We start from the raw sequence: 14,709 nt of genomic DNA, 5'->3' as shown, positions 1-14,709 counted from the left end.
GCGGCACGCGAACGCGGCCGGATGTGCCGACACTATCATCGGCCTGCGGCGCCGTGCAAGGGCTGCCGGGAACAGCATTCATCATGGACGCGGGGCGTCCGCCGGCAGCCGCGGGTGGCGGCTGCCGGAAAACAGCAGGATCAGGCCAGGGCCTTGTCCAGCAGGCCGGCCAGCTGGGCCTTGCCCACCGCACCGATCTGCTCGCCGACCTTCTCGCCGTCCTTGAACACGACCAGGTACGGGATCGAACGCACGTGGTACTTGGCGGCCAGCGCACGGTTGTGGTCGACGTTGACCTTGGCGATCTTGGCGCGGCCCTGGTAGGCGTCGGCCAGTTCGTCCAGCGCCGGGGCGATCATCTTGCACGGGCCACACCATTCGGCCCAGAAATCGACCAGCACCGGTTCCTTGGAATTCAGCACTGCGCTATCAAAGTCGGCGTCGCCGACATGTACAACCTTGTCGCTCATCTTGGTTTCTCGTCTTGGATTGCACCCGGCCATGCCGGAGGTGGGTGAACTGGGCCATGCCCGGTGGCGCGACCCTCGTCGTTGCCTCGCGGCGCACTGCCGCGGTGCGTTCGGCGGGATGCCTGGACGCTCACGGCCGGCAGTGTACCCCTATCGCAGGGCGGGGACAGGCGCCGGCTGGAACCCAGCGTATCGTGATCGCTTCGAAGCTCGGTATGTGTCGGATTTCACTGTCTTCCCGAAGATGGGGGTGGCAGCGGGCGACACCAGCGGGCCCGGCGGGGGCGTTCAAGTCCCGTGTGGCTGGGTGAAGGCTTGCCGTCTCTCGGGTTGGCGAGACAGGGCATTCCGGTTTGCCGGCCCGAGTGCGTTAAACTGGGCCATTGTGCGGCGTTCGGACCGAGCGGTCCCAGCCTGCCAACCCGCCGCAGGGGCCGCAGTTTGCGACGGTGCCCCTAGACGATGAAGTGCCAGCCGCCCCACGGGCCGGCGGCCATACCAAGACGGACTCATGAGCGACAAACCGCTGACCGATTTGACCTTTTCCTCCTTCGAGCTGCATCCGGCCCTGCAGGCCGGTCTTGAAGGAGCCGGATTCACCCGCTGCACCCCGATCCAGGCGCTGACCCTGCCGGTCGCGCTGCCCGGCGGTGATGTCGCCGGCCAGGCCCAGACCGGTACCGGCAAGACCCTGGCCTTCCTGGTCGCTGTCGTGAACCGCCTGCTGACGCGTCCGGCGCTGGCCGACCGCAAGCCGGAAGATCCGCGCGCGCTGATCCTCGCCCCGACCCGCGAACTGGCCATCCAGATCCACAAGGATGCGGTGAAGTTCGGTTCCGACCTGGGCCTGCGCTTCGCCCTGGTCTACGGCGGCGTGGATTACGACAAGCAGCGCGAACTGCTGCAGCAGGGCGTGGACGTGATCATCGCCACCCCGGGCCGCCTGATCGACTACGTCAAGCAGCACAAGGTGGTCTCGCTGCACGCCTGCGAGATCTGCGTGCTGGACGAAGCCGACCGCATGTTCGACCTGGGCTTCATCAAGGACATCCGCTTCCTGCTGCGCCGCATGCCGGAGCGCACCACCCGCCAGACCCTGCTGTTCAGTGCCACCCTCAGCCATCGCGTGCTGGAGCTGGCCTACGAGCACATGAACGAGCCGCAGAAGCTGGTGGTCGAAGCCGAGACCATCACCGCTGCCCGCGTGCGCCAGCGCATCTACTTCCCGGCCGACGACGAGAAGATCCCGCTGCTGCTCGGCCTGCTGTCGCGCAGCGAAGGCGCGCGCACCATGGTCTTCGTCAACACCAAGGTGTTCGTCGAACGCGTGGCGCGTTCGCTGGAAAAGGCCGGCTACCGCGTGGGCGTGCTGTCCGGCGACGTGCCGCAGAAGAAGCGCGAGAGCCTGCTCAACCGCTTCCAGAAGGGCCAGCTGGAAATCCTGGTGGCCACCGACGTGGCTGCGCGCGGCCTGCACATCGACGGCATCAAATACGTCTACAACTACGACCTGCCGTTCGATGCCGAAGACTACGTGCACCGCATCGGTCGTACCGCGCGCCTGGGTGAAGAGGGCGACGCGATCAGCTTCGCCTGCGAGCGCTACGCCATGGGCCTGCCGGATATCGAGGCCTATATCGAGCAGAAGATTCCGTCCGAGCCGGTCACCAAGGAACTGCTGACGCCGCTGCCGCGCCCGGAACGCCCGGCACCGGCTGCAGGCGAGGAAGGCGAGGACAACGAAAGCGTCGGCCAGATCTTCCGCGAAGCGCGCGAAGCCCGTGCCGCCGAGGAAGAGCGTCGGGGTGGCGGCCGTAGTGGCGGCCGTTCCGGCGGCGGTGGTGGCCGTGGTGGCCGTGACGGTGAGCGCAGCGGCGAACGCCGTTCGCGTGGCCCGCGCAAGCCACGCGTGGAAGGCGAGCAGGGCGCTGCCGCCCCGGCCGCCGGCGTCGAAGGTGCCACCGCCCAGGCTCCGCGTCCGCCGCGCCCGCCGCGTGCCGAAGGCGCACCGGAAGGTGCGGTGGACGGCGAGCACAAGCCGCGCAAGCGTCGTCGTCGTCGCCACGGCCGTCCGGTCGAGGGTGCCGAGGGCGTGCAGGCCAATACCGGCAACGGCGCCAGCCCGGTCACCCCGGTGCAGGTGGTGGCCAAGCCGGTGCGCACGGCCGCTGATACCGGCGATTCGTTCCTGACCCGCATCGGCCGCAAGATCCGCCGGATGCTGTCGGGCAACTAAGCCGGTAGCGCCGGGCCATGCCCGGCGAGCGAAGCGGCCTCCGTCCGGGGCCGCGATGCCGGAAGGTTTTCGCCGGGCATGGCCCGGCGCTACCGATCCGTCGCGCCGCTCCTGCATAATCGGGGCATGAGTGTCCTGCGCTTCGACAATGTCAGCAAACAGTACGCCGGTGGCCACGAGGCGTTGACCGATGTCAGCTTCGAGGTCGCGCCGGGCGAGATGCTGTTCGTCACCGGCCATTCCGGTGCGGGCAAGAGCACCCTGCTCAAGTTGATCCACCTCGACGAGCGGCCCAGCCGCGGCGCGGTGGTGTTCGACGAGCGCAACCTGCTGAAGGTGCGCGGCGGCGACATCCCACGCCATCGGCGTGCGGTCGGCGCGGTCTACCAGGACCACCGCCTGCTGATGGACCGTTCCATCGCCGAGAACGTGGCGCTGCCATTGATCCTGCGCGGCACCCGCCGTGGCGATATCGGCAAGCGCGTGCGTTCGGTGCTGGAGCGGATGGGCCTGGGCCATCGCGAGAAGGCGCTGCCTTCGCAGCTGTCGGCCGGCGAGCAGCAGCGCGTCGGCATCGCCCGCGCCATCGTCGGCGAACCCAAGCTGCTGGTGGCAGACGAGCCGACCGGCAACCTCGACCCGACCCTGGCGGCGGAGATCATGGCCCTGTTCGCCGAACTGCCCTCGCGCGGCACCAGCGTACTGGTGGTCAGCCACGACCTGCCGCTGCTGCGCCGCATGCGCAAGCGCGTGCTGATCCTCGACCACGGCCGGCTGGTGGATGACATCTCGCCGCAGGACCTGGCGGAGTAACGCATGGCGAAGAACGAAAACAGCGAAGCCGCCGCCCCCTCGCGCGTGGGCGTCTGGTTCCAGCACCACGCGCACAGCGTGGTGTTCAGCCTCGGCCGTGCCTTCCGCAAGCCATGGGCGACCCTGCTGACGGTGATGGTCATGGCGCTGGCGCTGGCTTTGCCGCTGGGCCTGTCGATCGCGCTGGACAACCTCAGGCAGTTCGCCGGCAGCGTGCAGCAGTCGCGCGACATCAACGTGTTCCTGAAGGGCAATGTCGATGGCCCCGGCGCGCTGCGCCTGGCCGGCCAGCTGCGTGACCGCGACGACGTGGCCGAAGTGAACGTGCGCACGCCCGAGCAGGGCCTGCAGGAACTGCGCGATGCCGGCCTCGGCGAGGCGATCGACGCACTCAATGACAACCCGCTGCCCTCGCTGCTGGTGATCACCCCCGGCCAGGGCAAGGACGACGCACGCCTGGCACGCGCGCTGGAGAGCCTGCCCGAGGCCGACCTGGTGCAGCACGATGCACTGTGGCGCCAGCGCCTGGATGCCTGGCTGGCGTTCGGTGCACGGCTGGTGCAGGTGCTGTCGGTGCTGCTCGGCGTCGGTGCCGCGCTGGTGGTCGGCAACACCGTGCGCCTGGACATCCAGGCACGCCGCGAAGAGATCGGCGTGCTGCAGCTGCTCGGTGCCAGTGACGGCTTCATCCGCCGCCCGTTCCTGTACCTGGGCGCGTGGTACGGCCTGGGTGCCGGTGCGGTGGCGCTGGCCCTGATCGGCGCCGCCGGTGCCGCGCTGCGCGTGCCGCTGGCTGAACTTTCCCGCAGCTACGGCAGCCCGTTCGTGCTGCACGGGCTGGACCTGCTGCATGGCGGCCTGGTCCTGCTCGGCACGCTGCTGCTGGGCTGGCTGGGCGCGTGGCTGGTGACCGGCCACTTCCTGCGCCAGACGCGCCCGACCGACACCTGAGACCGGCATGCAACCGCAAGCGCTGAAGCACCTGGAAGGGCCCGCGACGCGGGTAATGGTGGTCGATGGCTCGAAGCTGGTGCGCAAGCTGATCGCCGATGTCCTGAAGCGCGACCTGCCGGGCGTGGAGGTGATCGGCTGCGACAGCATCGAGGACGCGCAGCAGGCGCTGGCGCAGGGTCCGGTGGACCTGGTGACCACCTCGCTGACCCTGCGCGATGGCGACGGCCTGGCACTGGCGCGGATGGTGCGCGAAGCCGCGGGGCAGGCCTATGTGCCGGTGATCGTGGTGTCCGGCGATGCACAGCAGCACCTGGAGCAGCGCCGCTTCACCGAGTACGTCACCGACTATTTCGACAAATCGCTCGGCCATGAAGCGCTGGCGACCTTCATCCACGGTTATGTGCAGCCGCAGACCATTCCCGGCGCCACCATCCTCTACATCGAGGACAGCCGCGTGGTGGCCGAGGCCACCAAGCGCATGCTCGAACGCCAGCAGTTGAACGTGCTGCACGTGGTCAGCGCCGAAGAGGCGTTCACCCTGCTCACTGCCGAGTCGCTGGGCCGCAGCCGCCACCGCATCGACCTGGTGCTGACCGACGTCACCCTGAAGGGTGAACTGAGCGGCCGCGACGTGGTGCAGCGCGTGCGCGTGGACTTCGGCTACGGCAAGCGCCGCCTGCCGGTGCTGGTGATGACCGGCGACGGCAACCCGCACAACCAGACCGGGCTGCTGCAGTCCGGTGCCAACGACCTGGTGCTCAAGCCGATCGAAGAACGGCTGCTGGTCACCAAGGTGCTGTTCCAGCTGCGGCTGGCCCGGTTGAACGATGGACCCCTGATTCGATGAAGTGGCGCAATGATTGATGAAGTAGCGGACACCCCGACGATCCAGCTGGAACCGAGCTGGAAGCAGCATGTCGGCGATTACCTGTTACAGCCGCAGATGCGCGAGCTGTCCAGCTTCCTGCGCCAGCGCAAGGCCGGTGGCGCGGCGGTGTTCCCGCCCGGCCCGCAGATCTTCGCCGCGTTCGATGCCACGCCGTTCGAGCAGGTGAAGGTGGTGATCCTCGGCCAGGACCCGTACCACGGCCGCGGCCAGGCGCATGGCCTGAGTTTCTCGGTGGCGCCGGGCGTACCGGTGCCGCCGTCGCTGCTGAACATCTACAAGGAGATCGAGAGCGATCTCGGCCTCCCGCGCCCGGACCACGGTTGCCTGATTCCGTGGGCACAACGTGGCGTGCTGCTGCTCAATGCCGTGCTGACCGTGGAAGAGGGCAAGGCCGGCGCCCACCAGGGCCGTGGCTGGGAGGGCTTCACCGACCACGTGGTGGACGTGCTCAACCGCGAACGCGAAGGCCTGGTGTTCATGCTCTGGGGGGCCTATGCGCAGCAGAAGGGCAAGGTCATCGATACCCGTCGCCATCGCGTGCTGAAGTCGCCGCACCCGTCGCCGTTGTCGGCGCACCGTGGCTTCCTGGGTTGCCGGCATTTCTCGATGGCCAACGAGTACCTGCAGCGCCGCGGCCAGGCCCCGATCGACTGGTCGCTGCCGCCGCGTTCGGCACTCTGAGCGCCGGTGCCGGTCCGGGGCTGAACACCGGGCAACGTTTCCGGCCCTGAATGGGCCTTCGGGATGGCCTGTTCAGCTCCGCTTGACCGGATTCGGCCGGTTTCCGGTGGGTAATTACTTGAATTTCAAGGGATTGTGAATCCCGAAAAGCGTGCTCGCCACTGTCATGAAATCGCGCTACGGTAGGGCTCTGTTTGGGACCAGTGTTGCATCAATAGGATGCTGGAACTTTTTCCTCCTTTAGCAGTCCAAATCCCGGACTGCTAAGATGGGTGCCTATGAGCCAGAACACCTCTACTGCCCTTGTGGCAAACAATCTCCCGATTCCCAGTGCGCTCGGTTCGCTGGACGCCTACATCGGTGCCGTGCACCAGATCCCGGTGCTGTCGGTCGATGACGAACAGGACCTGGCCCGTCGCTTCCGCGACGGCAACGATCTGGACGCCGCCCGCGAGCTGGTGCATTCGCACCTGCGCTTCGTGGTGCACGTGGCCCGCGGCTACAACGGCTACGGCCTTGCGCTGGGCGACCTGATCCAGGAAGGCAACATCGGCCTGATGAAGGCGGTCAAGCGCTTCGACCCCGAAATGGGCGTGCGCCTGGTGTCCTTCGCCGTGCACTGGATCCGTGCCGAGATGCACGAGTTCATCCTGAAGAACTGGCGCATCGTGAAGGTCGCCACCACCAAGGCGCAGCGCAAGCTGTTCTTCAACCTGCGCAAGTCGAAGACGCGCCTGGGCTGGATGAACGCGGCTGAGGTCAGCGCGGTGGCCAAGGACCTGAACGTGTCCGAGCGCGAGGTCATGGAAATGGAGTCGCGTCTGTCCGGTCGCGATATCGGTTTCGATGCGCCGACCGACGAGGACAACGAACACGCACCGCCGTCGCCGGCTGCGTTCCTGGTCGCCAACGACGAAGACCCGTCGATGGCCTACGAGCGTGCCGACAGCGAAGACAACCAGATGCAGCTGCTGCGCGAAGGTCTGGCCGAGCTGGATGCCCGTTCGCGCGACATCATCCGCCGCCGCTGGCTGGATGCCGACAGCAAGGTGACGCTGCAGGAGCTGGCCGACGAGTACGGCGTGTCGGCCGAGCGCATCCGCCAGGTGGAAGCGAACGCGCTGAAGAAGATGAAGGCGCTGTTCACCGCGTAAGGCGCGGGTGGCGTTGAAGTACTGAAAAGGCCCGGTAATGCCGGGCCTTTTTCATTTGTGGGGCTTAGCCACGCATGGCGTGGCTCTACTCTGACGCCAGGGCGGTGATTGCGCCGACCGGGTCATGTGCTGGGTGCTGATGTTCACGCCGTACCACGCAGTGGCACGGTATGATCATGCCACGCATCTTCCGCACACGAAGTTTCAATCGCAGCATGCGCAGGACCACCCTGTCCGACGCTGCGCTGTACCGGTCGGTACGTGAAATGGAAGCGGGTCTGGTGGATGCTGATCTTGGCGGCGGAATCTTCAAGAAGCGCGTTGCGTTGCCGGGGCGAGGAAAGCGTGGGAGCGTTCGAATCATCGTCGCCACGCAGCGAGGCGGGCATTGGTTCTTCCTTTTCGGCTACGAGAAGAATGAACGTACTGCGATCACGAATGCGGAACGGGATGCGCTGCAGTTGTACGCATCGGAGTTCCTGAAAATGAGTACGGCGCAGCTGAATCGTGCCTTGGAATACGGGGATCTACAGGAGATCGGCCATGACGAAGCCCCCTGAGCGACGGCGCGCGAAAAGTGCGCTTCTTGAAGCGGTGCATGATGCGGCTGTGAATCTGCACGCGCATGGCTTCATTGATAAACGTCGGTTGAGCAGCTACGAAGCGCTTTGCCTTGAGCCGGTCCCTGAATACAGCAGTGCCCAGATCCGTGCCCTGCGTACGTCATTGCAGCTCAGTCAGCCGGTATTTGCGGGAGTTCTCAATACCAGCGTTTCCACCGTACGCAGCTGGGAGCAGGGCGAAAAGAAGCCCAGCGGACCGTCACTGAAGTTGCTTAACCTGATTGAACGGAAGGGCCTCGAAGCAGTTCTGTAAAGCAAAGGCCCGGCGATGCCGGGCCTTTGCTTTACCGTGGTATTCAATCCACGCATGGCGTGGATCTACCGCGAGCCTCGCATGATCGACGTCATGCATGGATGCGGCAAGATCAGGTAGATCCACGCCATGCGTGGATGCCCCGATCCCGCGTGGGCCTCACCCCTCGCGTGCGATCGCGCGCCAGCCAATGTCGTTGCGGTGGAATTCGTTGGCCCAGGTCACCTTGGCCACGCCGGCATAGGCGTTCGCCTGCGCGTCGCGCACGCTGTCACCCAGTGCAGCCACGCACAGCACGCGGCCGCCGGCGCTGACCACCTGGCCCTGTGCATCCAATGCCGTACCGGCGTGGAACACCTTGGCAGTGGCCGGCACTTCATCCAGGCCGGAAATCACGTCACCGGTGATCGGCGCTTCCGGGTACGGCTTCGCCGCCAGCACCACGCCCAGCGACGGCCGCGGATCCCACTGCGCTTCTACCTGGTCCAGGCGGCCGTCGATGGCGGCTTCCACCAGCTCCACCAGGTCCGATTGCAGGCGCAGCATCACCGGCTGGGTTTCCGGGTCGCCGAAACGCACGTTGAACTCGATCACCTTCGGTGCGCCGCTGGCATCGATCATCAGGCCGGCGTAGAGGAAGCCGGTGAACGGGATACCGTCGGCGATCATGCCCTGCACGGTGGGATTCACCACCTCGCGCATCACGCGTGCATGCACCTCCGGCGTCACCACCGGGGCCGGTGAATAGGCACCCATGCCGCCGGTGTTCGGGCCGGTGTCGCCGTCGCCGACGCGCTTGTGGTCCTGCGAGGTGGCCATCGGCAGCGCATGCACGCCGTCCACCATCGAAATGAAGCTGGCTTCCTCACCATCGAGGAACTCTTCGATCACCACGCGGGCGCCGGCATCGCCGAAGGCATTGCCCGAGAGCATGTCACGCACCGCGTCCTCGGCTTCGGCCAGGGTCATCGCCACGATCACGCCCTTGCCGGCGGCCAGGCCATCGGCCTTGACCACGATCGGTGCGCCCTTGTCGCGAATGTAGGCCAGCGCCGCATCCACCTCGGTGTGCACGGCATAGAACGCGGTGGGGATGTTGTGGCGGGCCAGGAAATCCTTGGCGTAGGCCTTGCTGCCTTCCAGCTGCGCGGCGGCGGCGGTCGGCCCGAAGATGCGCAGGCCGGCGGCGCGGAAGCGGTCGACCACGCCGGCCACCAGCGGTACTTCCGGGCCGACCACGGTCAGCGCCACGCCTTCGGCCTGGGCCAGCGCCAGCAGGCCGTCGATGTCGGTGACCTTCACCGCCACGTTGCGGCACTTGTCTTCGCTGGCGGTGCCGGCATTACCGGGCGCCACGAGCACTTCGGTGACACGGGAGGACTGGGCCAGCTTCCATGCCAGGGCGTGTTCGCGGCCGCCAGAGCCGATGACAAGTACGTTCATCACGAGATTCCAGATTGCGTGGGAAGGGAAGGTCGATGTCCCCGTCGGCGCAGGTGCTTCATTCGCAGCCTTCGCGTCGCAGCGATTCGGGGAAGGAATAAGCCCAGGTCTTCGGGTCCAGGGTAAAGCGGTGTTCCTGCCGGACCTGCTTGCCGCCACAGGTGGTGCCGGTTTCCTCGATCAGCAGCGGCCAGATGCGCGCGCTGCGATCGCTGTCGTCGAAACGCAGTGCGAAATCGATGCTGAAGCGGCGGGTGCGGCAGTCTTCGGCGGTGTCCGGGTCGGTGCCGGGATCCAGGTTGTCGCACTCGTACTGGGCGTCATTGTCGATATGGCTGCGGACGCTGCCGGTGGCGACCAGGCCTTTCGGGCCCGGCAGGATCAGCGATTGCGAGAGCAGCGAGAAACCCTGCCCGAACCAGCCGTCCTCGACGCGGAAACCATAGAAGTCGCTGCCGGCGCGGATGACGCTGGCGGTGCCGGGCTGGCCGCCGCTGCCGAAGCGTTCGCCGGTCAGCTCGCTGGTCACGTCGAAGCCATCGCCCTTCGGGCGCAGCACGAAGAAGTCGATCGTACCTGCGTCGATGTGCGCGCCTTCGGACAGTGCGCCGCAGACCGCCAGCAACTGCTGCCAGCTGCCACCGCTCACCACCGGTTGCTCGGCGCAGACGTGCCAGTCCATCGGGCGGGTCTCGCCGTCGTCGTTCCAGCTGCCGTGCCATTCACCGGAGAGCCTGGCGCTCTTGCCGTAGCGCTGGACCAGGAAGGCCTGCAGTCGCGCGGTGCGGCTCACGTGCGCCGTCGGCTCGGCAGGGGCCGACGTGGCGGGCTCCGACGCCGGCGCCGGCGTCGGAGCCGCTGCGGGCTTGCAGCCCGCCAGTACGGCCGTGCCCGCGAGGGCGAGGGCGGCCAGCGATTTCATTGAGACTGTGGACATCCGTGTCGCTCCAGCATCAGTGGCGGAAGTGGCGCACGCCGGTGAACACCATGGCCAGGCCATGTTCGTCGGCGGCGGCGATCACTTCGGCATCGCGCATCGAACCGCCCGGCTGGATCACCGCCTTGATGCCGGCGGCAGCAGCGGCGTCGATGCCGTCGCGGAACGGGAAGAACGCATCGGAGGCCATCACCGAACCCTCGACCACCAGGTTGGCATCGGCGGCCTTGATGCCGGCGATGCGGGCCGAGTACACGCGGCTCATCTGGCCGGCGCCGACACCGATGGTGCGGTTGTCCTTGGCGTAGACGATCGCGTTGGACTTCACGAACTTGGCCACCTTCCAGGCGAACAGCAGGTCGGTGAACTGCTTGTCGGTCGGTGCCAGCTTGCTGACCACCTTCAGTTCGTCGCGGGTCATGCCACGGTTGTCCGAGGACTGCAGCAGCAGGCCCGAGCCGACGCGCTTGCTGTCGAAGTTGTTCAGGCCATCACCATGCGGGATGCGCAGCACGCGCACGTTGGCCTTCTTCTGCGCGTATTCCAGCGCGGCCGGCTCGTAGTCCGGGGCGATCAGCACTTCCACGAACTGGCGGTCCAGGATGACCTTGGCGGTGGCGGCGTCCAGCGGCTTGTTGAAGGCGATGATGCCGCCGAAGGCGCTGGTCGGGTCGGTGGCGTAGGCCAGCTCGTAGGCATCGCCGTTGCCGGCACCGACGGCCACGCCGCACGGGTTGGCGTGCTTGACGATCACGCAGGCCGGCGCATCGAACTGGCGCACGCATTCCCACGCCGCATCGGCGTCGGCCAGGTTGTTGTAGCTCAGTTCCTTGCCCTGCAGCTGCTGGAAGGTGGCCAGCGTGCCCGGCACCGGGTACAGGTCGCGGTAGAAGGCGCCGCTCTGGTGGGGGTTCTCGCCGTAGCGCAGGTCCATCACCTTCACGAAGGTGGAATTCATCTGCGCCGGGTACTCGGCGCGGGCTGGCACGGCGGCGTCGGTGGCGGTGACCGCCGACAGGTAGTTGCTGATCGCCGCATCGTACTGGGCAACGCGGTTGAACGCGGCCACCGAGAACGCGAAGCGGGTGGCAGCCGTCAGCTGGCCGTCGTTGGCGTCCAGCGAGGCGAGCAGCTCGGCGTACTGCGACGGATCGGTGGCCACCGCCACGCGGGCGAAGTTCTTGGCTGCCGAACGCAGCATGGCCGGGCCGCCGATGTCGATGTTCTCTACCGCGTCGGCCAGGGTGCAGTCGGCCTTGGCGGTAACCGATTCGAACGGGTACAGGTTCAGCACCAGCAGGTCGATGGCACCGATGCCGTGCTCGGCCATCACTGCGTCATCCAGGCCGGAGCGGCCCAGCAGGCCGCCGTGCACCATCGGGTGCAGGGTCTTGACCCGGCCGTCCATCATTTCCGGGAAGCCGGTGACGTCGGCCACGTCCTTCACGGCCAGGCCCGCATCGCGGATCGCCTTGGCAGTGCCGCCGGTGGACAGCAGCTCCACGCCGCGTGCCGCCAGCGCAGTGGCCAGCTCGACCAGGCCGGTCTTGTCGGAAACGGAGAGGAGGGCCCGGCGGACGGGCAACAGATCAGCAGTCATGGGACAGAATCGGCAGCGGAGCGGGGCCGATATTGTAGGCGGTGGGGGCCGGTGGCGGGTGCCGGAAGGGGTAATTTGCCGCAGCAATCGGCCCAGGACCGGGTTGGGCGCATTGATCCGGCCCGATCAGGGGGCTGGGCCACGGACCGGCGACGGGTTGTCGGAATCAGCCGACGATGGGGTAGGCTGTGCCCGCACTGCCAAGGATCAGCGGGTACGGATCATGTCGATCTATGCATTGAAAGGACGTTTCCAGGACCTGTTGCGTCCGGCCGTGCGCGGGCTCTACCGCCTCGGCATCACCGCCAACACGGTGACCGTGGCCGCCGCCGTGGTCTCGCTGCTGGTGGCCGCGGCCGTGTGGTGCTGCGCGCCTGCCCAGCCCCTGCTGTACCTGCTGCTGCCGTTGTGGATGCTGCTGCGCATGGCGCTCAACGCCGTGGACGGCATGCTGGCGCGCGAATTCGGCCAGCAATCGCGGCTGGGCGCCTATCTGAACGAATTGTGCGATGTGATCGCCGATGCGGCGCTGTACCTGAGCCTGCTCAGCGTACCCGGCGTGCGCCCGGAGGCGCTGTGGCTGCTGGCCTGGACCGCGGCACTGAGCGAATACGCCGGCGTGCTGGGGCTGATGGTCGGGGCCAGCCGTCGCTATGACGGCCCGATGGGGAAGAGCGACCGCGCCTTCCTGATCGGCGTGCTGGGCCTGCTGCTGGCGTTCGGCTGGGGTGGTGCGATGACGGTCAGCGGCGTGGCCGCAGCCATGGCAGTGCTGTGCATGCTGACGATGATCAATCGCGTACGGCGCGGGCTGAAGGAATCCGCGGCGACGCCGCGGCGATAGATACACCAAGACAACACGCCACATCAATCAGGAGATTGCATGCGTCAGGCGCAGGAACGGGAATTCCACAGCTTCGACCAGGTACCGCTGTTCTACCGGTACTGGCCGGGCACCACCGCAGCACCGGCCAGCAAGGCCATCGTGCTGCTGCACCGCGGCCACGAGCACTCCGGCCGCGTCACTCACCTGGTCGACGAGCTGGACCTGCCCGACACCGCCTTCTTCGCCTGGGATGCACGTGGCAACGGCCGTTCGCCAGGCGCACGTGGCGATGCACCGGGCTTCCCGGCGCTGGTGCGCGACCTGGACAGCTTCATCGCCCACATCGGCGCCGAGCATGGCATCGCGGTGGAAGACATCGTGGTGATCGCGCAGAGCGTGGGGGCGGTGGTCGCCGCAACCTGGGTGCACGACTACGCCCCACGCCTGCGCGCGCTGGTGATGGCTTCGCCGGCGTTCAAGGTGAAGCTGTACGTGCCGTTCGCACGCGCTGGGTTGGCGCTGATGCAGAAGCTGCGCGGAAACTTCTTCGTCAACAGCTACGTCAAGCCGCAGTGGCTGACCCATGACCCGGCGCGGGTGGAAAGCTACCGCACCGATCCGCTGATCACCCGCCCGATCTCGGTGCGCGTACTGCTGGGCCTGTACGAGGCCGCCGACCGCATCGTGGCCGATGCGCAGGCGATCAGCGTGCCGGTGCAGCTGCTGGTGTCCGGATCCGACTTCGTCGTGCATCGTGGCCCGCAGGATCGCTTCTACGAGCGCCTGTCCAGCCCGGTCAAGGAGCGCGTGCACCTGCCGGGCTTCTTCCACGACACGCTGGGCGAGCGTGATCGCGCGCCGGCACTGGCGCGCATCCGCAGTTTCATCCAGGCACGTTTCGCCGAGCCGCTGCGTGAGCTGTCACGGCGCGATGCGCACCGCCACGGGCCGACCTTCGAAGAATCGGAAATCCTGGCCTGGCCGCCCGAGCGCAACAGCCTCGCTGACCTGCGCTGGCGCGTGGTTCGTGGCGGCCTGCGTTTTGGCGGCACGCTGTCCGAAGGCATCGCGCTGGGCCTGCAGACCGGTTTTGATTCTGGCAGCACGCTCGACTACATCTATCGCGACGAAGCGCGCGGCAAGGGTCCGTTCGGGCGCATGGTCGATCGCAACTATCTGGATGCGATCGGCTGGCGTGGCATCCGCGTGCGCGGCCAGCACCTGCAGGAACTGCTGCGCGACGCTGCCCAGCGCCTGCGCGGGCAGGGCGCGCCGGTGCACGTGCTGGACGTGGCCGCGGGGCATGGCCGCTATGTGCTGGAAGCGCTGGGCCAGGGCGAACAGCGCGCGGACCGCATCGTGCTGCGTGATTTCAGCGATCTGAACGTGACCCAGGGCCAGGCCTTGATCGAGCGCCTCGGTGCGGCCGACATCGCCCGCTTCGAGCAGGGCGATGCATTCGATCCGGCGCAACTGGCGGCGGTGGACCCGGCGCCGACGCTGGCGGTGGTATCGGGCCTGTACGAACTGTTCCCCGACAACGACGCCGTGATGCGCTCGCTGCAGGGCATTGCCGCAACGGTGCCGGTGGGAGGCTACCTGGCCTACACCGGTCAGCCCTGGCACCCGCAGCTGGAATTCATCGCGCGCGCGCTGACCAGCCACCGCGGTGGCGCAGCGTGGGTGATGCGCCGCCGTACCCAGCAGGAGATGGATGAGCTGGTGCGCCTGGCCGGTTTCGAGAAGGTGGCGCAGCGCATCGACGACTTCGGCATCTTCACCGTGTCGCTGGCACGCCGGACCGCGTGATGGTGACGCTGGCCGCAACGC

At 67.2% G+C, this 14,709-nt stretch carries 14 protein-coding genes; 10 read left to right on the top strand and 4 right to left on the bottom strand.

Annotated features, from left to right (window positions below):
* Nucleotides 1–140: 140 nt before the first annotated feature.
* Complete coding sequence (trxA, locus tag AC5P88_RS07145; protein ID WP_005411275.1) at nucleotides 141–470, bottom strand: thioredoxin; 330 nt, start codon at nucleotides 468–470, stop codon at nucleotides 141–143.
* 511 nt (nucleotides 471–981) lie between these two features.
* Between trxA and rhlB the strand changes: the two genes are divergently transcribed.
* The 8 genes from rhlB (at nucleotide 982) to AC5P88_RS07105 (ending at nucleotide 8,073) form a co-directional block, all read left to right on the top strand.
* Nucleotides 982–2,706, top strand: coding sequence for an ATP-dependent RNA helicase RhlB (gene rhlB, locus AC5P88_RS07140; protein ID WP_106551110.1), 1,725 nt, complete (start codon nucleotides 982–984; stop codon nucleotides 2,704–2,706).
* Nucleotides 2,707–2,832: 126 nt separating this feature from the next.
* Nucleotides 2,833–3,519 (top strand): cell division ATP-binding protein FtsE, encoded by a 687-nt coding sequence (ftsE, locus tag AC5P88_RS07135; protein WP_111112972.1) that lies wholly within the window; start codon nucleotides 2,833–2,835, stop codon nucleotides 3,517–3,519.
* 3 nt (nucleotides 3,520–3,522) lie between these two features.
* Nucleotides 3,523–4,470: a permease-like cell division protein FtsX gene (gene ftsX, locus AC5P88_RS07130; protein WP_106551189.1), complete on the top strand. Its 948-nt coding sequence runs from the start codon at nucleotides 3,523–3,525 to the stop codon at nucleotides 4,468–4,470.
* A gap of 7 nt (nucleotides 4,471–4,477) precedes the next feature.
* Nucleotides 4,478–5,320 carry a response regulator gene (locus AC5P88_RS07125; protein ID WP_495224683.1) on the top strand — a complete coding sequence of 281 codons (843 nt, stop codon included), beginning with the start codon at nucleotides 4,478–4,480 and terminating at the stop codon, nucleotides 5,318–5,320.
* A gap of 9 nt (nucleotides 5,321–5,329) precedes the next feature.
* On the top strand, nucleotides 5,330–6,043 hold the full coding sequence (gene ung / locus AC5P88_RS07120) for a uracil-DNA glycosylase (RefSeq protein WP_111203668.1): 714 nt from the start codon (nucleotides 5,330–5,332) through the stop codon (nucleotides 6,041–6,043).
* 278 nt (nucleotides 6,044–6,321) lie between these two features.
* Complete coding sequence (gene rpoH, locus AC5P88_RS07115; RefSeq protein WP_049428989.1) at nucleotides 6,322–7,197, top strand: RNA polymerase sigma factor RpoH; 876 nt, start codon at nucleotides 6,322–6,324, stop codon at nucleotides 7,195–7,197.
* 176 nt (nucleotides 7,198–7,373) lie between these two features.
* On the top strand, nucleotides 7,374–7,757 hold the full coding sequence (locus AC5P88_RS07110) for a type II toxin-antitoxin system RelE/ParE family toxin (protein ID WP_060381068.1): 384 nt from the start codon (nucleotides 7,374–7,376) through the stop codon (nucleotides 7,755–7,757).
* On the top strand, nucleotides 7,741–8,073 hold the full coding sequence (locus tag AC5P88_RS07105; RefSeq protein WP_099473492.1) for a helix-turn-helix domain-containing protein: 333 nt from the start codon (nucleotides 7,741–7,743) through the stop codon (nucleotides 8,071–8,073). Before AC5P88_RS07110 ends, AC5P88_RS07105 begins: the two co-directional genes overlap by 17 nt.
* A gap of 159 nt (nucleotides 8,074–8,232) precedes the next feature.
* Here AC5P88_RS07105 and purD read toward each other — a convergent pair whose 3' ends face one another.
* The 3 genes from purD to purH are packed head-to-tail and all read right to left on the bottom strand — an operon-like array spanning nucleotide 8,233 to nucleotide 12,053.
* On the bottom strand, nucleotides 8,233–9,516 hold the full coding sequence (purD, locus tag AC5P88_RS07100; RefSeq protein WP_106551185.1) for a phosphoribosylamine--glycine ligase: 1,284 nt from the start codon (nucleotides 9,514–9,516) through the stop codon (nucleotides 8,233–8,235).
* Between the two features lie 58 nt (nucleotides 9,517–9,574).
* Nucleotides 9,575–10,453, bottom strand: coding sequence for a hypothetical protein (locus AC5P88_RS07095; RefSeq protein WP_106551184.1), 879 nt, complete (start codon nucleotides 10,451–10,453; stop codon nucleotides 9,575–9,577).
* Between the two features lie 16 nt (nucleotides 10,454–10,469).
* The gene (purH, locus tag AC5P88_RS07090; protein WP_106551183.1) at nucleotides 10,470–12,053 is read right to left on the bottom strand and encodes a bifunctional phosphoribosylaminoimidazolecarboxamide formyltransferase/IMP cyclohydrolase; all 1,584 of its coding nucleotides are present in this window, start codon (nucleotides 12,051–12,053) and stop codon (nucleotides 10,470–10,472) included.
* Nucleotides 12,054–12,276: 223 nt separating this feature from the next.
* Here purH and AC5P88_RS07085 point away from each other — a divergent pair, with 223 nt between their 5' ends.
* Together AC5P88_RS07085 and AC5P88_RS07080 are read left to right on the top strand one after the other, a co-directional pair.
* Nucleotides 12,277–12,897 carry a CDP-alcohol phosphatidyltransferase family protein gene (locus AC5P88_RS07085; protein ID WP_106551182.1) on the top strand — a complete coding sequence of 207 codons (621 nt, stop codon included), beginning with the start codon at nucleotides 12,277–12,279 and terminating at the stop codon, nucleotides 12,895–12,897.
* A 39-nt stretch (nucleotides 12,898–12,936) separates the two neighbouring features.
* Complete coding sequence (locus tag AC5P88_RS07080; RefSeq protein ID WP_495224682.1) at nucleotides 12,937–14,688, top strand: bifunctional alpha/beta hydrolase/class I SAM-dependent methyltransferase; 1,752 nt, start codon at nucleotides 12,937–12,939, stop codon at nucleotides 14,686–14,688.
* The last annotated feature ends 21 nt before the right edge of the window (nucleotides 14,689–14,709 follow it).

The sequence above is a fragment of the Stenotrophomonas sp. YJH_SMC_8 genome, from assembly GCF_059371315.1.
Note: the sequence above shows the minus strand (reverse complement) of the source record. Positions and strands in the feature narration are given on the sequence as shown.